General features: G+C 58.4%; 18 protein-coding genes. 8 read left to right on the top strand and 10 right to left on the bottom strand.

Features of this window, described 5'->3' with window-relative positions; translation table 11 throughout:
* The first annotated feature begins 43 nt into the window (after positions 1-43).
* Both ppk2 and ACR0LZ_RS15315 read left to right on the top strand, forming a co-directional pair.
* Positions 44-961, top strand: a complete 918-nt coding sequence (gene ppk2, locus ACR0LZ_RS15320; RefSeq protein WP_480750710.1) for a polyphosphate kinase 2 — start codon at positions 44-46, stop codon at positions 959-961.
* Between the two features lie 543 nt (positions 962-1,504).
* Positions 1,505-2,506 (top strand): DMT family transporter, encoded by a 1,002-nt coding sequence (locus ACR0LZ_RS15315; RefSeq protein ID WP_480750709.1) that lies wholly within the window; start codon positions 1,505-1,507, stop codon positions 2,504-2,506.
* Between the two features lie 128 nt (positions 2,507-2,634).
* Here ACR0LZ_RS15315 and rpsU read toward each other — a convergent pair whose 3' ends face one another.
* On the bottom strand, positions 2,635-2,841 hold the full coding sequence (gene rpsU / locus ACR0LZ_RS15310) for a 30S ribosomal protein S21 (RefSeq protein WP_024088814.1): 207 nt from the start codon (positions 2,839-2,841) through the stop codon (positions 2,635-2,637).
* Between the two features lie 111 nt (positions 2,842-2,952).
* Between rpsU and ACR0LZ_RS15305 the strand changes: the two genes are divergently transcribed.
* A complete protein-coding gene (locus tag ACR0LZ_RS15305; protein ID WP_480750708.1) occupies positions 2,953-3,645 on the top strand; it encodes a COQ9 family protein in 693 nt (230 codons plus the stop codon).
* A 72-nt stretch (positions 3,646-3,717) separates the two neighbouring features.
* On the top strand, positions 3,718-4,704 hold the full coding sequence (locus tag ACR0LZ_RS15300; protein WP_480750707.1) for an NAD(P)H-quinone oxidoreductase: 987 nt from the start codon (positions 3,718-3,720) through the stop codon (positions 4,702-4,704).
* 52 nt (positions 4,705-4,756) lie between these two features.
* Here the strand turns inward: ACR0LZ_RS15300 and ACR0LZ_RS15295 are convergent, their stop codons facing one another.
* Complete coding sequence (locus tag ACR0LZ_RS15295) at positions 4,757-5,614, bottom strand: DUF2189 domain-containing protein (protein ID WP_480750706.1); 858 nt, start codon at positions 5,612-5,614, stop codon at positions 4,757-4,759.
* A 193-nt stretch (positions 5,615-5,807) separates the two neighbouring features.
* Here ACR0LZ_RS15295 and ACR0LZ_RS15290 point away from each other — a divergent pair, with 193 nt between their 5' ends.
* The gene (locus ACR0LZ_RS15290) at positions 5,808-6,791 is read left to right on the top strand and encodes a quinone oxidoreductase family protein (RefSeq protein ID WP_480750705.1); all 984 of its coding nucleotides are present in this window, start codon (positions 5,808-5,810) and stop codon (positions 6,789-6,791) included.
* A 172-nt stretch (positions 6,792-6,963) separates the two neighbouring features.
* Here ACR0LZ_RS15290 and ACR0LZ_RS15285 read toward each other — a convergent pair whose 3' ends face one another.
* The gene (locus tag ACR0LZ_RS15285; protein ID WP_480750704.1) at positions 6,964-8,361 is read right to left on the bottom strand and encodes an aminotransferase family protein; all 1,398 of its coding nucleotides are present in this window, start codon (positions 8,359-8,361) and stop codon (positions 6,964-6,966) included.
* 224 nt (positions 8,362-8,585) lie between these two features.
* Here ACR0LZ_RS15285 and ACR0LZ_RS15280 point away from each other — a divergent pair, with 224 nt between their 5' ends.
* Entirely contained in the window at positions 8,586-10,217 is a 1,632-nt protein-coding gene (locus tag ACR0LZ_RS15280) for an acyl-CoA synthetase (protein ID WP_480750703.1), read from the top strand.
* Here ACR0LZ_RS15280 and ACR0LZ_RS15275 read toward each other — a convergent pair.
* Positions 10,214-10,555 (bottom strand): DOPA 4,5-dioxygenase family protein, encoded by a 342-nt coding sequence (locus tag ACR0LZ_RS15275; protein WP_480750702.1) that lies wholly within the window; start codon positions 10,553-10,555, stop codon positions 10,214-10,216. The two genes, ACR0LZ_RS15280 and ACR0LZ_RS15275, sit on opposite strands and share 4 nt — an antisense overlap.
* Positions 10,556-10,732: 177 nt before the next feature.
* Between ACR0LZ_RS15275 and ACR0LZ_RS15270 the strand changes: the two genes are divergently transcribed.
* Together ACR0LZ_RS15270 and ACR0LZ_RS15265 are read left to right on the top strand one after the other, a co-directional pair.
* On the top strand, positions 10,733-12,391 hold the full coding sequence (locus ACR0LZ_RS15270; RefSeq protein ID WP_480750701.1) for a U32 family peptidase: 1,659 nt from the start codon (positions 10,733-10,735) through the stop codon (positions 12,389-12,391).
* Positions 12,392-12,537: 146 nt separating this feature from the next.
* The gene (locus ACR0LZ_RS15265) at positions 12,538-15,078 is read left to right on the top strand and encodes an AMP-binding protein (RefSeq protein ID WP_480750700.1); all 2,541 of its coding nucleotides are present in this window, start codon (positions 12,538-12,540) and stop codon (positions 15,076-15,078) included.
* Positions 15,079-15,090: 12 nt separating this feature from the next.
* Here ACR0LZ_RS15265 and maiA read toward each other — a convergent pair whose 3' ends face one another.
* The 6 genes from maiA to fahA all read right to left on the bottom strand — a co-directional run bounded on the left by maiA (position 15,091) and on the right by fahA (position 20,518).
* Positions 15,091-15,735: a maleylacetoacetate isomerase gene (gene maiA / locus ACR0LZ_RS15260; RefSeq protein ID WP_480750699.1), complete on the bottom strand. Its 645-nt coding sequence runs from the start codon at positions 15,733-15,735 to the stop codon at positions 15,091-15,093.
* Between the two features lie 66 nt (positions 15,736-15,801).
* Positions 15,802-16,344, bottom strand: a complete 543-nt coding sequence (locus tag ACR0LZ_RS15255) for a VOC family protein (RefSeq protein WP_480750698.1) — start codon at positions 16,342-16,344, stop codon at positions 15,802-15,804.
* Positions 16,341-16,547, bottom strand: coding sequence for a DUF2783 domain-containing protein (locus tag ACR0LZ_RS15250; RefSeq protein ID WP_480750697.1), 207 nt, complete (start codon positions 16,545-16,547; stop codon positions 16,341-16,343). Before ACR0LZ_RS15250 ends, ACR0LZ_RS15255 begins: the two co-directional genes overlap by 4 nt.
* A gap of 4 nt (positions 16,548-16,551) precedes the next feature.
* Positions 16,552-18,162, bottom strand: coding sequence for an FAD-dependent oxidoreductase (locus ACR0LZ_RS15245; protein ID WP_480750696.1), 1,611 nt, complete (start codon positions 18,160-18,162; stop codon positions 16,552-16,554).
* A 138-nt stretch (positions 18,163-18,300) separates the two neighbouring features.
* Complete coding sequence (locus tag ACR0LZ_RS15240) at positions 18,301-19,251, bottom strand: MBL fold metallo-hydrolase (protein WP_480750695.1); 951 nt, start codon at positions 19,249-19,251, stop codon at positions 18,301-18,303.
* Positions 19,252-19,261: 10 nt separating this feature from the next.
* Positions 19,262-20,518 carry a fumarylacetoacetase gene (gene fahA / locus ACR0LZ_RS15235; protein ID WP_480750694.1) on the bottom strand — a complete coding sequence of 419 codons (1,257 nt, stop codon included), beginning with the start codon at positions 20,516-20,518 and terminating at the stop codon, positions 19,262-19,264.
* Positions 20,519-20,540 lie beyond the last annotated feature (22 nt).

Raw genomic sequence — 20,540 nt, 5'->3', positions numbered from 1 at the left:
ACCCGTCCAGTGTTTGAAAGACGTGAGCATTGAGGAGCAGAGATTGACCTACGAAAAAGAAATTTCACCCGAGGACTGGCTCGAAGCGGAGCTGCAGGACACCTTTGACGAAGATATCGAGATCGAATTCAACGAACCGATGCTGTCGATGGAGGTGCGCAAGATCTATCGCGATCAGCACCCCGAGATGCTCGACCGCCAGACTTATTTCCGCAACCTGCTGCGTCTGCAGGCGGAACTGATCAAGGTGCAGGACTGGGTCGTGCATACCGGCGCCAAGGTCTGCATCCTGTTCGAAGGCCGCGACAGCGCCGGCAAGGGCGGCGTGATCAAGCGGATCACCCAGCGCCTGAACCCGCGCGTCGCCCGCGTGGTGGCCCTCCCGGCCCCCAGCCGCCGCGAACAAAGCCAGTGGTATTTCCAGCGCTACGTGCCGCACCTGCCCGCCGCCGGTGAAATCGTGTTCTTCGACCGCTCGTGGTACAACCGCGCGGGCGTCGAACGGGTGATGGGTTTTGCAACCGAAGACCAGGTGGAACAGTTCTTTCAGGACGTTCCCGAATTCGAGCGCATGCTGGTTCGCTCGGGCATCATCCTGCTGAAATACTGGTTCTCGATCACCGACGAGGAACAGCAGTTGCGATTCCTCATGCGAATCCATGACCCGATGAAACAATGGAAACTGTCCCCGATGGATCTTGAATCCCGCATCCGCTGGGAATCCTATACCAAGGCCAAGGAAGACATGTTCTTCCGCACCAACATCCCCGAAGCGCCCTGGTATATCGTCGAAGGCAACGACAAGAAACGCGAGCGCCTGAACTGCATCGAACACCTGCTGACCAAGATCCCCTACGAGGATGTGCCGCAGGAAAAGGTCACGCTGCCGGATCGCAGATACAACCCGGATTACGAACGCCGGGTGCTGCCGGACGAGCTTTACGTGCCCAAGATCTATTGAAAGGTCCGGGCCGGCGCGCCCCGAAGTCTGCGCGCCGACCCGCGAGTGGTGTTTTGGCCAGAAAGGCGTACGTGAACTCACTCACGTTCTGCTCGATGGTGGTTGCCTGCAATCTTGTCGACAAGGTGCTGCAGGGTCGGTCTCGCTCGCGTCCAACGTCAGGGGGCGGTCCGTTGGTTGCGTATTTCGCGTCGACCTCTGCCAGCATATGTCGTTCGAAACTGCCTGTTACCGATCCAATATGCCTTTTGACACCCCTTTGTTTCCTTGATTCGTGGCGGTATTGAGGCGATGCCGTGACGGATTTGTTGCGGCGTTTGACGTTTGGGGCTTCCCGTAACAACCTATAATTGCGGGAAAAGCCGGAACCGGCCGCCTTTGTGGCTGGATCAAAACCTCTGCGCTGCGGACTGCCACAGCGCAAAACATATCGCAAAATAGCATTTTTTATTGACCAGGTCTGTCCGCGACCACCCGGTCGCCAACATGCAAGACGCCTGATGGCAACCGGTCATTCTCGATCCGGGAACATGCGGATTTCAGATGACCTCAAGCACGCCTTCGCCCTCGAATACCGGGCTTGCCCACGTTGACAACCATCCTTTGCAGGGGATTGCGTGGTTGTTGCTGGCCACGACATTGTTTCCGGTTCAGGACGTGATCATCAAAAGCCTCAGCGGTGACTTCGCCGTGCACCAGATCGTGTTCTGGCGCGGCCTTTTTGCCTTGCCGATCGTGGTTGCGATTGCTTGGTACGAAGGCTCTCTCTGGCCATTGAAGCTGGGCTCGGTGCCGCTGCAACTGCTGCGCGCGGGGTCGGGTTTTTGTTCTTACCTGGTCTACTACATGGCTCTTGCGGCCATTGGCATGGCCGAAACTGCCGCCATTACATTTTCAACGCCGATATTCGTCACCATCTTCGCGACCTTCTTTCTGGGTGAACGGATCGGGCTGTTCCGCTGGTTCGCGGTCGTGCTGGGGCTGATCGGCGTCGTGGTGATCGTGCAACCCGGCGCGTCCGTGTTCGAGCCCGCTGCCGTGCTGGCGCTGTTGGCTGCCGTGGCTTATGCGGTCTCGATCATCTGCACCCGGCGAATCGGAAGCCGCAGCAACGGCGGCACGCTGACGCTGTTTTCGATCCTGTTCTTTATCACGGCGGGCGGCCTCTTGGGGATCGTCTTTTCGATCGTCGACGTCGCATCGCCACATCCGAGCATTGCGTTTCTCTATCGGCAATGGACCACACCCAGCACGACCGACTGGGGTCTGCTGCTGGCGCTGGGCTGTATTTCGGGCGTCGGGTTCTTTGCTCTCAGCCAGGCCTATCGTCTGGCCGAGGCCAGTGTGGTCACACCGTTTGAATACACCTATCTGCCCTGGTCCGTGTTGTGGGGCTATCTCGTCTTTGGCGCATTGCCGGGGCTGACGACATGGGTTGGGCTGGTCCTGATCGTCGGGGCCGGGCTGCTGATCGTCGTCCGCGAAAGCTTGCAGGGCCGCCGCGTGGTGCGCCGCCGTGGGTTGGGTGTGATGCGACAGCGGTGAAACCACCCGGTTTTCTTTTGTACATTTCGTACAATGGGGGTGTGAAAACCGGTACAAAAACGACAAACCCCCGGGGCGGGGCCGCGGGGGTCGTCAAATAGTGTCATCCAAAGCCGGAGGCGGTTTGCTTACAGCAGACCTTCACGCTGGAGTTTCTTACGCGCCAGTTTACGGGCACGACGGATCGCTTCAGCTTTCTCACGCGCTTTTTTCTCGGACGGCTTCTCGAAATGTTGCTTGAGCTTCATTTCACGGAAAACGCCTTCGCGCTGCAGCTTTTTCTTCAGGGCACGAAGCGCCTGATCGACATTGTTGTCGCGAACACTAACCTGCATGTGGTTGTCACCACCTTTCTAGATAGAGTTGCAATGAAATTTGCAGGAGGTGGCCGTATAGCAAAGCGCAAAGAACTTGTCTAGTACTGGGCCCAAGATAAGGAGGCGGCGATGACCACGGCATATGAAGACGCAAAAGAGCAACTGCTGGACGCGGCCCTGTCGCACGTTCCCTTTGACGGCTGGTCCGAAGCCACCTTTCGCGCCGCCATCGCTGATACTGAAATCGATGAAGGTCTGGCGCGCGCAATCTGCCCGCGCGGCGCGGTGGACCTCGCCTTGGCGTACCATGCGCGCGGCGACGCCGAGATGCTGCAGCGGCTTGAGGTCGAGGACCTTAGTGATCTGAAATTTCGAGAGAAAATCGCCGCTGCAGTGCGCTTTCGGCTGGAGGCGGTCGTCGACAAGGAAGCGGTGCGTCGCGGCGTGACGCTGTTCTCTCTGCCCACCCATGCCGCCGATGGGGCCAAGGCGATCTGGGGGACTTGCGATCTGATCTGGACCGCGCTTGGGGACACGTCCGAGGATGTGAACTGGTACACCAAGCGCATGACGCTTTCGGGGGTTTATTCCTCGACCGTGCTGTTCTGGCTGGGCGACGACTCGCCCGGTCATCAGGCAACGTGGGAATTTCTTGACCGCCGCATCGGCGATGTCATGCAGTTCGAAAAGGTCAAGGCCCAGGTCAACAAGAACCCGTTGCTCAAACCATTTCTCGCGGTGCCAAACTGGTTGGCGGGACAGGTGCGCGCGCCTTCGAAATCCGACCCGGATTTGCCCGGTTCGCTGTCCCCCCGGAAATAGACACAGAACGGTCGCTTGCGGCTATGCGGTGCGGTTGCCGCCTGCTAGGCAAGTGCCAAAGGAGATATGCCGATGACCCAAACAATGCGCGCCGTCGAAATCACCACCCCCGGTGGGCCGGACGTTCTGCAATTGACCGAACGCCCGATGCCCGAACCGGCAAACGGACAGGTGGTTCTGAAAGTGGCCTATGCAGGCGTCAACCGCCCCGACGCCCTGCAACGCGCAGGGGCCTATGATCCGCCGCCGGGGGCCTCGGACCTGCCCGGTCTGGAAGCCTCGGGCGAGGTGGTCGCCGTCGGCACCGGTGTCGAAGGGGTGTCGGTTGGCGACAAGGTTTGCGCACTATTGCCAGGCGGGGGCTATGCCGAATACGTGGCCACACCCGCCGCGCACTGCCTGCCGGTGCCAGCGGGAATGAATATGAAAGAGGCCGCCTGCCTGCCCGAAACATTCTTCACCGTCTGGTCGAATGTATTCACCCGCGGTGGGTTGAAAGCGGGCGAACGGTTTCTGGTTCATGGAGGATCGAGCGGGATCGGAACAACCGCGATCCAATTGGCCAACGCTTTCGGTGCACGGGTCTTTGCCACTGCCGGATCGGACGAAAAATGTGATGCTTGTGTGAACCTCGGTGCCGAACGGGCGATCAACTACAAGACCGAGGATTTCGTCAAAGTGATGCGCGGCGAAGGTGGAGCGAATCTGATCCTCGACATGGTGGGCGAGGACTATATCCCGCGCAACGTCAAGGCACTGGCCGAGGATGGGCGACTTGTACAAATCGCCTTTCTGCAAGGGCCGGTGGTCGAATTGAACTTTGCCCTGATGATGGTCAAGCGCCTGACACTGACCGGCAGCACCCTGCGCCCGCAAAGCGATCTCGCCAAGGCGCAGATCGCACAAGACCTGCGTGAGGCGGTCTGGCCGCTGTTGGATACGGGCAAGGTGGCGCCGGTGATGGACAGCGAGTTTGATCTGGCCGATGCGGCCAAGGCACACGCGCGTATGGAAAGCTCGGGCCATATCGGCAAGATCGTTTTGAAAGTCGCGGGATAGCCCGACAGGCGGAACGCACCGGCCAAGGGCCGGTGCGCGCTGCGACCAAGGCTCAGGCGATGGCGCGGCGATAGAGGTGCCAAGTCGCGTGGCCCAGAAGCGGCATGACAAAAATCAATCCCAGCAGCAGTGGGATCGATCCAAGCACCAGCAACGCCGCGACGATGAAACCCCAGGTCAGGATGACCACCGGATTGTGGCGCAAGACACGAACCGAGGTGACCACCGCCACCGGCACACCTACCTTGCGGTCAAGCAACAGCGGGAAGCTGACAACACTGATGGCCAGCGCAATCAACGCAAAGCAAAAGCCGACGGCGGTTCCGATGACGATCATCGCCCAGCCTGCGCCCGTCGTCAGGGTGTCGCGGACAAAGGACGACAAAGAGGCCGGCGTTTCCGGGCCAAGAGTGTGCGCATAGATGCTTTGCGCGGTCATCAGCCATACAAGAAACAGCATCGTCAGATAAAATCCGAGAGCGAGGATGGCCCCGAAAGAGGGAGAGCGGAATACGCCAAAGGCGTCCAGCCAGTGCACTTCCTTGCCCATTTCCCTGCGGCGGCTGATTTCATAAAGGCCCACGGCGGCAACCGGACCCAGGATCGCGAAACCGGCGACCAGAGGTGCCAGAAGCGGGACCATATTCTTTTGCAGCCCGAGGCCGAATAGCACGATCCCGGCAAGCGGATAGATGATTGCTATGAAAATGGCATCTGCGCGCGTCGCCAGAAAGTCTTCGCGACCTGCGCGAAGAGACGCCTTGAGATCTTGCATCGTCAGTGTCTGCACCATCGGCGGATGCTCGACATCTGTACTGCCGATCTGACCGATGCTGTCAGTCAGGTGATCGCTGGTGGCGCCGAGATTGCGGGCGGCCCAGCTGATCGGATTTCCGATTGTTTTTGCCATGATCATCCCTTTCCTTGGCGGAGATGCGCCTCGGAATGATCCGGCTGACATGACGCTATTGGCCGGACCGACCGGCAGCGCCTACAAGCATTATAACACGGCCAGGCCTAAAACGCGGATCACCTCTTTGCGATCAGAGGATTGTTCAATGTGCAGGGTATGTTAGCCTGAACAAGAGACAGAGGAGACAGTCATGAACGATACAGCGCGCACCGTGGTCATTCATCAAACAGGTGGACCGGATGCCCTGCGGATCGAGGATCGCGCCGTCGGCGAGCCTGGTCCGGGTGAGATCCGCATTCGCCACCGCGCCTGTGGGTTGAACTTTATCGATGTCTACCAGCGCTCTGGCCTATATCCATTGGCGTTGCCGCACGCTTTGGGGATGGAGGCCTCGGGCGTGATTGAAGCTGTAGGAGAAGGCGTAACTCATCTTGCGCCGGGTCAGCGCGCTGCCTATGCGGCGACCCCGCCCGGAGCCTATTGCAACGCGCGGGTGATGCCGGCCGCACAGGTCTGCCCGCTGCCGGATGAGGTTGGCTTCGATGAAGCGGCGGCTATGATGCTCAAGGGGATGACGGTCGAGTACCTTTTTCATCGCACCACGCCGTTGAAACGCGGGGATACGGTGTTGTTTCATGCGGCGGCAGGCGGAGTCGGTTTGATCGCCTGCCAGTGGGCCAAGTCAGAGGGGATCACCCTGATCGGAACCGCCGGGTCGGAAGAGAAGTGCAAACTTGCCCGTTTTCACGGTGCCGCGCATTGCATCAATTACCGGACTGAGAATTTTGCCGAAAGGGTTCGGGAATTGACCGGAGGTCAGGGGGTTGATGCCGTCATGGACTCTGTGGGCGCGGATACTTTCGAAGGGTCGCTGGATTGCCTCAAACCTTTGGGCATGATGATTTCGTTCGGCAATGCCTCGGGGCCCGTGCCGCCTTTCAATCTGGCGGTTCTGGGGCAAAAGGGCTCGCTAAAAATCACCCGCCCAACGCTGTTCACCCATATTGCCGATCACAGCGTCTGTCAGGCGATGGCGCGGCGCCTGTTCGGCAAGGTCACCGGTGGTGAGGTCAAGATCCGCATAGATCAGCGCTTCCCGCTTGAGCAGGTGGCGGATGCACACCGGGCGCTAGAGGCGCGGCAGACCACAGGCAGCACGATTTTGGAGCTTTAGGATCTGGCCTGGGTAACGATTGTCTGGCGGATAGAGATGGTTGGTTGAGAAAGCGAACGAGGTTTCCGCTGGTTACAGCTTCTCGGAATGAATGAACCGGCGCGGTGGGCGCGCCGGTTCGGGAGGACACCTGCCCCAAATCGGGGAGAGAAGGGCAGGTGATCGAGTTTTGTCAGCCGAAAACGCGGCCCAGAGCGCCGTCAACGGCATCGGTGATCTGATCGATGTCATCCGGCGTCGCAATCAGCGCGGGCGAGAAACACAGGGTGTTGTTGCGGCCCGGCAGCGACCGGTTGGTCACACCGATGATCACGCCCTGCGACATGCAGTCTGCAACTACTGCCTGCGCCAGTTTCTCGTCCACCGGTTCCTTGGTCGAACGGTCGGCGACCAGTTCGGCACCCAGGAACAGGCCCTTGCCGCGCACATCACCGACAACCTTGTGCTTCTCCATCAGTGCCTGCAGGTTGCCCATCATCCGGGCGCCCATTTCGGTGCAGTTGCCCAGCAGGTTCTCGTCCTCGATGATGCGCATATTCTCGATCGCCGCGGCGGGACCGGCGGTGCAGCCACCAAAAGTCGAGATGTCGCGGAAGTAGCCCATCGGATCGCTGGCGTCTTCCTTGAACATGTTGAACACCTCTTCGGTGGTCACCATACAGGCGATCGCGGCATAGCCCGAGGCAACACCCTTGGCCATGGTCACGAAATCCGGCTTGATTCCATATTGCTGGTAACCGAACCAGGTACCGGTGCGGCCAACGCCGCAGACGACCTCGTCAATATGCAACAGCACGTCGTATTTCTTGCAGATTTCCTGCACCCGTTCCCAGTATCCGGTGGGCGCTTCGATCACGCCGCCGCCCGCCGTCACCGGCTCAAGGCACAGCGCGCCGACGGTATCGGGGCCTTCGCGCAGGATCACCTCTTCGATCGCATCTGCCGCTGCACGGCCGAATGCTTCGCCGGACAACTCCTCTTTACCCAGTTCGTGCTTGCGATATTCCATGCAGTGCGGAACGCGTACGAAATCGGGCGCGAACGGGCCGTATTGTGCGTTGCGTTCGTCCTGGCCACCCGCTGACATGGTGGCAAGGGTCGAGCCGTGATAGTCGCGATCGCGATAAAGGATCTTGGTCTTTTTGCCGCCATAGCGCTTGTGCGCGATTTGGCGAACCATCTTGAAGGCCTTCTCGTTCGCCTCGGAGCCGGAGTTGGTGTAATAGACCCGGCTCATGCCCGGCATCTTGTCGATCAGTTTTTCGGCAAAGATCGCACCGGGGATCGAACCGGCGGAATTGGCGAAATAACACAGTTTCATCAGCTGGTCATAGACCGCCTTGCAGATCGATTCGCGGCCATAGCCGACGTTGACGGTCCACACACCGCCGGAAACGGCGTCAAGGTGTTCCTTACCCTTCTGATCCCAGACGCGCATGCCCTTGCCTTCGACAATGATACGCGGGTCATTGGTTTCAAATGGTTTATGCTGGATCAGATGATGCCAGATATGAGCGCGGTCGGCTTCGACCACACGGGAGAGATCGTTTTCGTTGAACGTGCCGTCCATGACATGTCCTTTCAAGATGAAGCGGTGCTCGGTCTACGGGGCACAGCCCGCCAGAGCAGATTGTTTTCCATAAACCAGATCACCGCGAAAGGGCGCAATTATATAGGGCCAGTTCGTTTGATCACTTATCTCCAGACCGTCGACGCATGGGTATTATTACAGGTTTGTCAGATGCTGTGCTTTGTGCTCAAACTTCGGTTCGAAGATCAGGGAGGAAACGGGTGATGACTTTGCCAAATATCTATGAGCGCCATCTGGACCAGAACCGGGCCAACTACACGGCCTTGTCACCACTCAGCTATCTGGAACGCACTGCGGCGGTATATCCCGACTATCCGTCCGTCGTGTACGGTGATCGGCGTTATACATGGGCCGAAACCTATGCCCGTTGCCGACGTCTGGCCAGTGCGCTTTCGGTCCATGGGATCGGGCAGGGCGATACGGTATCGATCATCGCCGCCAACATTCCCGAGATGTACGAGGCGCATTTCGGGGTGCCTATGGCTGGTGCTGTTTTGAACGCGATCAACACGCGGCTGGATGCCCCCATCGTCGCCTTCATTCTGGAGCACGCCGAGGCCAAGGTTCTGTTGGTCGATCCCGAGTTTTCGGGTGTTGTCAAAGACGCTCTTTCCCAGATCGACCTTCCCGATCTTCTGGTGATCGACATCGAAGACCCGAGTTTCGAGCGTGGCGAAAAGCTGGGGACGCTCAGCTATGAAGCGCTTCTGGCCGAGGGCAATCCGGATTTCGCGTGGGGACTGCCTGGTGACGAGTGGGATGCGATTGCACTGAATTACACCTCTGGAACCACCGGAAACCCCAAGGGCGTCGTTTATCACCATCGCGGTGCTGCGCTGAATGCTACGTCCAACATCCTCACCTGGGGAATGCCGCAGCATTCGGTCTATCTTTGGACCCTGCCGATGTTTCATTGCAACGGCTGGTGTTTTCCCTGGACTATGGCCGCGAATGCGGGAACATCGGTCTGTCTGCGCGCCGTGCGGGACGAGCCGATCTTTAACGCTTTTCGGGAAGAGAAGGTCACCCATTTCTGCGGCGCGCCCATCGTGCTGAACATGCTGGCGAACGCGCCCGATCATCTCAAGAATTTTGATTGCCAGATCAAGGCGATGACCGCTGGTGCACCACCACCTGCGGCTGTGATCGAAAAGATGGAGGCGATGGGCGTAGAGGTCACGCATGTCTATGGCCTGACGGAAACTTACGGACCCTCTGTCGTCTGCGCCTGGAAAGAGGAATGGAATCAGAAAGGCGCCGAGGAACGCGCCGCGCTCAAGGTTCGGCAGGGGGTCAAATATCTGGCGCTGTCAGGTCTGATGGTGGCCGACCCCGAGACAATGGAACCGGTCCCGGCCGATGGCGAGACCATGGGCGAGATCTTTATGCAGGGCAATATCGTGATGAAGGGGTATCTGAAGAACCCCGATGCCACCGATAAGGCATTCAAGGACGGCTGGTTCGCGTCGGGCGATCTGGGGGTGATGCACCCTGACGGGTATATCGCGCTCAAGGACCGGTCCAAGGACATTATCATTTCGGGGGGCGAGAATATCTCTTCGGTCGAGGTCGAGGGTATTCTTTACAAGCACCCCTCGGTCATGGAAGCAGCGGTGGTGGCGCGACCGGACGAAAAATGGGGAGAAACACCCTGTGCTTTTGTCGAGCTGAAACCCGGGCGCGAAGCGACGGAGGCGGAATTGATTGCGTTCTGCCGGGACAACATGGCCCATTTCAAGGCACCCAAAACGGTTGTGTTCGGTGCATTGCCGAAGACATCGACCGGCAAGATACAGAAATTCATCCTGCGGGATCAGGCGCGGGCACTGACTTAGTCGTCAAAGCCGTCGAAGATCGACAAATCCAGGTCCAGCATTTCGCCCATCCAGATTGCCCGATCCCGGTGATCGGCCAGATGGTCGCCGGTTTCCGGGTGTGTGAAAATGGTCAGACCCTGCCGGTCGAGCATCAGCCACGGAATCACCCGGTCGAAGGCTTCGGGGCCGAAAGCCAATTGGCAACTCCATCGCGGGTGGGGTCCGACGTTTTTTGAATGCACGCGGCCCATCTTGACCGGAAACAGGCGCGTAGCCTCTTCGCAGATTTGTCGGGCGGTTTCTTGTGTTTTCTCGTCGAAATAGACGTGGGCATGATAGCCGGTGATGTCGGGCATAACGTTCTCCTGGACCAGGTCAGAGAAGACTATCACCCAAGCCAATTCTGGCAATTCATCGCCACCAAACAGATCGTGTGCAACCGTGCGGGCGCGTTTGGCGACGATAAGAAAACGGTTCACAATGGCTCTATTCTCCCTTAGAACGCACCATTCTCTTAAAGTCTGGCCAAGATCATGTCACAGAACCGATCCGAACTGCTGATGCCTGCGGGCAACCTGCGCAAGCTGAAGATGGCGATCCTATACGGGGCCGATGCCGTATATCTGGGTACGCCGGATTTGTCGCTGCGCACGAAATCTGAGTTTTCGCTGGATGAAGTGATTGAGGGCGTCGAATTCTGCCATGAACATGGTCGGCGGGCGTATCTGACGCTGAACCTGTTTTCGCACAACAAGGATATTCCCAAGCTTGATGAATACATTGACACGGTGCGCAAGGTTAAGCCGGACGGCCTGATCGTGGCCGATCCGGGCGTGTTCCAATACGTGCGCGAACGCGCGCCGGAACTGCCGCTGCATGTCTCTACTCAAAGCAACATCTGTTCGTGGCTGTCGGTAAAATTCTGGCAGGATCAGGGGGCCGAGTTGTGTGTTTTGGCGCGTGAGGTATCCTTTGCGGAACTCAAGGAGATCCGCGAGAAATGCCCGAATATCAAGCTTGAGGCCTTTGTGCACGGGGCCATGTGTATGACCTATTCAGGCCGCTGCCTGTTGTCGAATTTCATGGCCGAGCGCGGTGCCAACCAGGGTAACTGCGCCAACTCCTGCCGCTGGAACTATTCATTCCGCATGCGGATGAAGGACGGCACGGTGCAAGATCTAAACATCACGGACGAGAATGCCGATCTGTTCGAGTTTTTGCTGGAAGAAGGGTGCCGCCCCGGCGAGTTGATGCCCATCGAGGAGGATGGGCGGGGATCGTATATCCTGAACTCCAAAGACCTTTGCATCATGCCCAAACTCAACGAGTATCTTGAGATCGGCGTAGATAGCCTAAAGGTCGAAGGGCGTGGCAAGTCGGAATACTATGCCGCCATCGTCGCGCGGGCCTATCGCATGGCCATCGACGACTATTATGCCGATCCCGAGAACTGGGACCCCAAACCTTACATGCGCGAGTTGGAGGCGGTCGGAAACCGGGGGTACACGCTGGCCTTTCATGATGGGCGCCTGTCAAACTATTCGCATGGCTATGAACACACCGCCTCGCTTGCCCAATGGGAATATGCAGGCGTTGTGACCGAGGTGACTGATGATGCATTCCTTGTTGAGGTGAAGAACAAGCTTGAGGCCGGCGAGGTGCTTGAGTTTGTCTCGCCCATCGCGCGTGAAACGGTATTGTTGAGGGCCTACGATTTTGAACGTGCCGAAGATAGCGAGCGTTTGGATGTGATACACGGAAGCACCAAGACCGTGATCCGTCTGCCGTTCACGTTGTTCGATCACGAGGACATCGACGAACTGCGTGGCCGCTTCCCGGTGTTTTCGGTTTTGCGCAAGGAACGTGCCCTGACAGACGAACAGTGGAACAGGGTGCGTTTCGACAAGCTGACGCAAGGTCTGGAAATATCGGGCCGCGACAATCCGAAAGCTTATGAGCGCCGCCGCGACGCACTGGTCGACAGCATCGGCGAAGGGGCGAATGACCGGCGGTTCAAGACCAACCGGGTCGGTACCGAAGGGTGCTGCGGTCGAGGCTGCAACGGATGCCTGATCTTTTGGCAAGACGATCAATATGCTCAGGCGCGCGAGGTTTTGATGAAGCGCAAACAAGGCGAACAGCTTTCCCGCGCCGAAGCGTCGAGCTTGCGCCAGGTTGAAACCGCACGCTAGAGGCTTTTGATCATTTCCAATGACGTGAATTGGAACCGCTCGGGCATAGTGGCCGAGCGGTTTTTTGTCTGGCCCATGGTAACAGAATTTCATTCTTGACAAAAATAATAAGGAAAAATATCCCCTGCCTTCAGACGGAGGCCGCGATGTTTTTTCACCTCGACAGTTTGAGAGCATTTGGAGACCACCCATGTCTGGTTATGGGCGGGGAAAAGGTGACGACCTATGCCGATCTTGCTGACATGGCAGAGGCATTCGGTCGGCGTTTGCCGACAGATCGTGGCGTGATCGCTATCGAGATGACCGCAACGGCGGAGGTCATCGCGGCCTATATCGGTGCATTGGCGGCGGGGTATGCTGTCATGCCTTTGCCTGATGGCGATCTTGAGACAGCGCGCAACCTTGAGACCCGGTTTCACCCAACGGCGAGCTTTCGCTTGACGGGTGGGCGCAGGCGCCTTTTCATGCATGATTGGCAACTGACCGACCTGCATCCCGACCTTGCATTGTTGTTGCAAACGTCCGGCAGCACCGGACATGGGCGCGGGGTTCGTCTGTCGTTTGGCGCGATCGAGGCCAATGCCAGAGCCATCGCTGAATATCTGGAAATCGGGCCGAAGGACCGTGCGGCGCTGGTTCTGCCGCTGCACTACTCCTATGGCCTGTCTGTCCTGCATTCACATCTGGCAAGCGGGGCCAGTCTGTGGCTTGCGCCGGGTTCAATACTGGACGTGGGGTTTTCCGAGCAATTGTCGCAATCCTGTGCGACTAGCCTGGCGGGCGTGCCGCATCATTTCCGTTTGTTGGAAAGCGCCGGTCTCGGAGATACGCTTCCGTCGATTGTCAGGACCCTGACCGTTGCGGGTGGCGCCATGCCACCTGCGCAAGTGTTACAATGGAACGCCAGGATGCAGCGGCGCGGCGGACGGTTTTTCGTGATGTATGGTCAGACCGAAGCTACCGCGCGTATCAGCTGGCTGCCGCCAAAGCTGGCAGCATCGCATCCTGACAGCATCGGCATTGCCATTCCAGGCGGTCGGATGTTTTTGCGAGATGTTGACGGCCTTGAGGTTTCCGAGGCGGAAACCGAAGGGGAACTGGTTTTTACAGGTCCGAACGTGATGATGGGTTATGCCCGCGATTATTTGGACTTGGGCAAACCGGCAGAGTTGGACGCGTTGGCGACTGGCGACCTGGCATGTTGTGGTGCAGATGGCGTATTCCGAATTACTGGACGGCTGTCGCGCATTTCCAAAATTGCTGGGCTGAGAATTGGTCACGACGCGTTGGAAAATGCGTTGGCGGAACTGGGGTTCGAGGTTGCGGTTTGGGGGGATGACAGCTCAATCCGGATTGCCGTTTGTGGTGCGTCTACAGGAGTTGCCGACAAAGCGGCCCGCTTGGCCGGAATTGGCAGTCAGCATTTTCAAGTTGTTCATGTCAGGGCGTTGCCGCGGCGACCGAACGGCAAGATTGACTATCCTGAACTAAAGGCCAAGGCAGCGGCAAGCGATGAACCGCAGGATCGCGGAGTTCTGGTTGCATTCCAGGCTGCATTTGCGCCCAAGATCGTGGGTGGGAACGACAGTTTTGCCTCACTCGGGGGTGACAGCCTGTGCCATGTGGAACTGTCGCTGGCTCTTGACACCTGCCTTGGCGGCGCTCCGGACGGCTGGGAAAAGATGCCGGTCCAAGAGCTTGAGAGAACCAGGCCCAATCGTTCGCCCTACGTGCCGACCGAGATCATGGCCCGCGCGCTGGCCATTCTTGCAGTTGTGACGGCACATCAGACCCTATGGCCGGTCTATGGCGGGGCGGCCGCGATGGTGATGCTGATGGGAATGAGTGTTGCCAGCTATCGCTGGGATGCCTTGAAAACAGGAGACCTGCCCAGTTTCCTGACCCCGATGATCGCAGTTCTGGTTCCGTATTATCTGATCCTTGCAGTCTATGCACTGGTCTGGGGTCAGGTCCCCTGGGCATCGGTCTTTCTGGTCGGGAACTTTGCGTGGACCACACCAGAAACACATCTGATGCTGCCGTACCTTTATTGGTTCGTCGAAGCCTATGTGCAGATGACCCTGTTGCTGGCCGCTCCGTTTCTGTTTCCACCGCTGCGCAACTGGCTGGCACGACAAAGTCGATTTGCGATCGGTCTTGGGTTGTTGGGAATCGCCGTTGGCCTGCGCGTTACGATACCCGAGCTATTCCCGATGCATGGGCGGGCGCAATTCACGGTGCCATGGGTTTTTTACCTGTTCGCGCTTGGGTGGTGCATCGTATCAGCCCGCACAAGGACTCAGCGCCTGATCCTGCTGGTGGCTGCTTGTCTGATCATGCCGCTGGCCGCGTATCTGGGTGGCAACTGGTACGGAGGCTGGATCAAATACTTGAGCCTTCTGGCCCTTGCCGCCCTGTTGGTATTTGTACCGCGCATTCCTGCGCCAAAGGGTTTGGTTCGCCCGATCATGCGGTTGGCGCAAGCGGCGTTCCCCATCTATCTGCTCCACCGCTACGTTCCCGAACTCCTTCTTCCCCTTGCCGGTATTGATGGAGACACGCCGTGGGTCGACGCGCTGGCGATTGCTGGGGGGATCGCGCTTGGTCTGGCGGTTGCAGACCTGCAAAGGCAGATCGGCAATATCGGGTTCGTTTATCGGTCTCGGGAAACCCGCGCCGAGGCGTGAATTCAACGCTCTTTAGTTCGCTGTGGGTGCATTTTCGTCGGGGTGAGCTGCGGCAAAGGCCGGGTGATCCGCGCAGGCGGCTTCGACCGCCAGCAGGCGCGGCAGATCCGAAATCTCAACATCCCAACGGCGGGCGTTGTAGATCTGGGGCATCATGCAGATATCAGCCAGACCGGGTGCAGAGCCAGTGCAATAGGGAGCCTGAGAGTATTCGGACAAGAGTGTATCGAATGCGACCAACCCGGGGCGGATGAAATGGCGCATCCAGTCGCCGGGCATGCCCTCGGCGCCACCGCTCAGCATTGTGGCGTGTTTTGCAACCTGCAGGTTGCAGACGGGATGGATGTCGACCGCAATCGAGTGCGCCAGAGCCTGTGCCTTGGCGCGTTGGGCAGGGTCTTTAGGCAGCAGGTTCAGGCCCCGTGTTTGGTCAAGATAGTCCAGGATGGACAGGGACTGCGTGAGCTTTAGACCATCGATTTCGAGAACCGGGACAAAGCCTTGCGGATTGCGGGCCAGATGTTCGGGGCTACGCTGTTCGCCCTTGGTCAGGTCGATTACAACCGAACGAAAGGCAATCCCCGCCAGATTGAGCGCGATCCGCAGCCTGTAACTGGCTGATGACCGCCAGTAATCATAAAGCACTACATCGTTCATCCTGGTCTCCCAAATGACAAGGCAACCGGTGCGGGGCCGGTTGCCTGTATCGTGTCACCCCTGTCTTCAGAGGTTACTCAGTTCCTTGGCGTGCAGCCAGTCTGCATGTTTGGGTGCCTTCTTGGTCTTTGACCATTCTTCCAGCATCTCCCATTTTACGTCATTCAGCTTGGCCAGCATCTTTTCCTCTTCCGGGTCCGGGCAGGCCAGTTCGATACGGTGGCCGCTGGGGTCGAAGAAATAGATCGAGTGGAAGATCGAGTGATCGGTGACACCCAGAACTTCGACGCCGTTGGCTTCGAGGTGGTCCTTGAACTTCAGCAACTCATCGCGATCCTTCACCTTGAAAGCGATGTGCTGCACCCATTTCGGCGTGTTCGGATCACGACCCATTTCAGGCTTGGTCGGCAGTTCGAAGAACGCCAGCACGTTGCCGTCGCCCGCATCCAGGAATAGGTGCATGTATGGGTCAGGCTCGTGGGTGGATGGAACGTGATCCTCGGCAATCGCCAGAATGAAGTCCATGTTCAGCATCTTGCCGTACCATTCGACGGTTTCCTTGGCGTCCTTGCATCGGTACGCCACATGATGAATTTTCTCGATTTTCATAGGATTCGCTCCTCCTTGAGCGTGGCGGCTTTGATAGCCTCATTCAAAACCGACTGGTCACCGATATGGTTGGCCAGAACCAGAACAAGTCGGGCGTTCAATGCGTCGCTGTCGGCTTTCTCCAGCCCTTCGTGGGCTGCTAGAAGTGCGGCATAGAAATCGTCGGCTTTGTCGATATTGGGTTTCAGGATCAGATCGGCCATGGTCTCACTCCTTGCCGGTGGCCCGGCGGATGGCATGCCGGAACGAGTTTTCTTCGAATGAATCACGACGGGCAGCAACGTGCTGGTCCGGCCGGATCAGGTAGACGCCGCTGTCGGCATCCCCCAGATAGCGGCGTTTGAGTTCCAGCGTCGGATCATCCTTGACCGAAAGCGCCAGACGTTCGACCACGATCCCGTCTTCGTCGATTGTGTCGGGGGCGTCCGCGTCGATGGTGAGCAACGTGAACTTGTCACCGAGCATCGACAGCAAATACCCATCCTTAAGCTTGACGTCCGGGCATGGGGAACCAGGCCGCGTGCGGGCCGGACCGTTCAGCGCATCAGCAGAATTCAGCGGCGAGCCGTCATAGGTGCAGGGCACGCTCAAACGGCCGGAATTTACCAGCGGTCGCGCGAATTCATAACGCTCGCTAAGGTCCAGAACCGCGTCACGCATGATGCGTGACATATCCGATTTCGGTGTGATGAAGTCGGTCGAGCGAGTCGAGTTCATGATGTTTTCGTCAGCACCATGGATGCGTTCATAGTCATAACTGTCCAGCAGGCTTTCGGGGGCCTTGCCCTCAAGCACCAGTTTGAGTTTCCAGATCAGGTTGTCGGTATCCTGCAGGCCCGAATTCGCGCCTCGGGCGCCAAACGGACTGACCTGGTGAGCAGCATCGCCGGCAAAGATCACCCGATCGTGACGGAACTGCTCCATCCGGCGGCATTGGAAGGTATAGATCGAGACCCATTCCAGCTCGAATTTCACATCCTCGCCCAGCATCGCCTTGAGGCGAGGGATCACGTTTTCGGGACGCTTTTCGCGTTCCTTGTCGATGTCCCAGCCAAGTTGCAAGTCGATCCGCCACACATTGTCGGGTTGCTTGTGCAACAGCGCTGATTGGCCTTTGTTGAACGGCGGATCGAACCAGAACCAGCGTTCGGTTGGAAAGTCGGCTTCCATGATGACGTCGGCGATCAGGAAGTTGTCTTCGAACACCCGTCCGACGAAATCCTTGCCGAGCATCGCCCGGATGGGCGAGCCCGCGCCGTCACAGGCGATCAGCCAGTCTGCCTCGAGCGTATAGGAACCTTCTGGAGTTTCCACCTCGACCTTCACGTGGTCGGGATGAGTGCCTACGGCTTCGACCTTGTTACGGCCACGAATTTCGATGGGCGCACCCTCGGCCTGCAACTCGCGGACCCGGTTCACCATGTATTCTTCGAAATAGTATTGCTGAAGGTTGATGAAGGCGGGGCGCTGATGCCCTTCTTCGGGCAGCAAGTTGAAATCATAAACCTGCCGGTCGTCAAAGAAGACCTTGCCGATGTTCCATTCGACGCCCTTGTCGACCATCGGTTGGCCACAGCCGAGCCGGTCGAGGATTTCCAGCGGACGTTTGGCATAGCACACGGCGCGGCTGCCAAAGCTGACCTTGTCGTTGTCGTCCAGCACGACGACCTCGATCCCCTGCTGGGCCAGATCGATGCCGGCGGCCAGACCGATCGGGCCGGCACCGACGACAATCACTTTGTGGCGTACCGGGGCGGACGCATCCTGGTCGGGACTGCGCTCATAGGCATAAAGCGGCACTTCGAAGATTTTGTTCACGGGCTCTCCTCCCATTTGCTCTGCGCAAAAGGCGCAATTCTCCTTTCCTCCGCCACGAGCGCGCCGAAGGGTCTGGTTTATCGTCTCATCGTTTTCAACAGGGCGACACGATCTGGATCAAAGTCGCCCACGACAAGGTCAGCCCTGCAGGGCCTCCCACATCTCCAGATCACGTTGGGCGGTCCAGATGCGTGGGGTATCAATGCCGCGTGCCTCGTCATAAGCGCGCGCTACGTTGAAGGGCAGGCAATGTTCGTAAATCGCGTAGTCGGCGAATTTCGGGTCGCATTCGGCGCGCACTGCGTCCCATGCCTCTTTGAGAGATCCGCCTCGCGCCGCAACCCTGGCTGCCGGGCGGTAGGTGCTTTCGACGAAATCGCGGGTGTTTTCGATGGCGGCATTGACCATGTCCTTGCCAACCAGCGCATCGCCTCGTCCCGGTGCGATGGCGTCGACATCGAACCACTTGATCTCGTCGAGAGTGTCGCCCCAGTCGCTGAAATGCCCGTCGCCGCAATAGCAGGCCGAGTGGTATTCAACGATGTCGCCAGTGAACATCACGTTCTGGTCTGGCACATGGATCACGATATCACCGGCGGTATGCGCGCGCCCCAGATGCATCAGGTCGATCCGGCGGTTGCCCAGATAAACGGTCATCGTGTCGCTGAAGGTGGTTGTGGGCCAGGTCAGGCCGGGGATGCTCTCATGGCCTTCGAAAAGACGCGGGAAACGTTGGAATTCGCTGTCCCAGTCTTCCTGACCGCGTTCGACCACCATGGCGCGGGCCATGTCAGACATCAGGATCTGTTGCGCGCCAAAAGCGCTGGCGCCCAATACCCGCACCGCGTGATAATGGGTCAGCGCCACATGGGTGATCGGTTTGTCGGTCACAGACCGCACGCATTCGATCACCTTGTTGGCTAGACGCGGAGTCGCCTGCGCCTCGACGATCATCACGCTGTCATCGCCGATGATGACGCCCGAGTTCGGGTCGCCCTCGGCGGTGAAAGCATAGAGCCCTTCACCCACTTCGGTGAACGAGATTTTCTTTTCCGACATGTCCCCCTGGGACGCGAATGCTTTGGCCATGGTGAGTTCCTTACCGTGCGTAGGGGTTTTCAAGGGCGGGAAGGATGGTTCCGACGCAATCACCGAAACCGATGGTGTAACCGTCGCCTTTGGCAGAGCCCTTCAGAGTCAGTGTGTCGCCATCCTCGATGAAGCTGCGGGTTTCTCCGGTGTCCAGCGTCAGCGGCTCCTTGCCGCCCCAGCTGAGTTCCAGAAGTGAGCCGCGTTCGGGTTTGGCCGCACCTGAAATCGTACCGGATCCCAGAAGATCACCCGCATTCATCGGGCAACCCGAAGTGGTGTGATGGGCCAGTTGCTGCGCTGCGGAGTAATACATTTCCTTGTAATTCGTCCGCGCGATGGTTGTGGCGTCCTTGCCTTCCGGCGCCATGGTTATTTCGAGATCGATGTCATACAACATCGGGCCACAATCCTTGAGGTGGTCCAATAGCGCGAACTCGCGGGCTGGCGTGTCCCAGCGGAACGGCTCAAGGGCTGCTTTGGTCACGATCCAAGGGCTGATCGAGGTTGCGGTTGCTTTGGCTTGAAACGGACCCAGTGGCTGGTATTCCCATGCCTGGATGTCGCGCGCCGACCAGTCGTTCAGCAGGACGTAACCAAAGATGTGGTCATCCGCTTCCTGCACCGTGATCGGGCCATCCGAGGGCGTGCCGACGATCGCGCCCATCTCAAGTTCGATATCGAACCGGCGGCAGGGCAAAAAGGCGGGCAGGTCCTGATCGGGGGATTTCAGCTGTCCCCAAGGGCGACGGATATCCGTTCCGGACACCACGACCGAGGACGCCCGTCCGTTATAGCCAATCGGAATGTGCAACCAGTTCGGCGGCAGCGCGTTGTCCGGGCCACGGAACATGGTGCCCACATTAAACGCATGGTTCCGACCCGCGTAGAAATCGGTGTATTCGCTGACCGCAAAAGGCAAGTGCATCTCGGCTTCGGCCATTGGAACAAGCAGCGCTTCGACCTTGTCCTGTTCTGCTGATCCTTCGCCTAGCAGGGCGATCAGGCGCTCTCGCAGCGCTGCCCAGACGGCGGGGCCTTCTTCCATCAGATCATTCCAGTAGGGCACGTCGAACAGCGGAATCTCGGCCAGGGCGATCAGACCTTCGGCTTCTGCTTCGGTGACGTCCAGGATCATGTCGCCGATGGCGACGCCGCAATGGGGCTCTTCGCTGGCAGTTGAAAAAACCCCATAGGGCAAGTTGTTCAGCGGAAACGGGTGGTTGGCATCATTGGCCGAAGCTACCCAGGATTTCATCAAAGGCATATCATTTCCTTGTCGTGGTGCG

The organism is Ruegeria sp. CI1 (assembly GCF_056536925.1).
The sequence above is the reverse complement of the archived record's forward strand: the minus strand, read 5'-3'. Positions and strand labels throughout refer to the sequence as shown.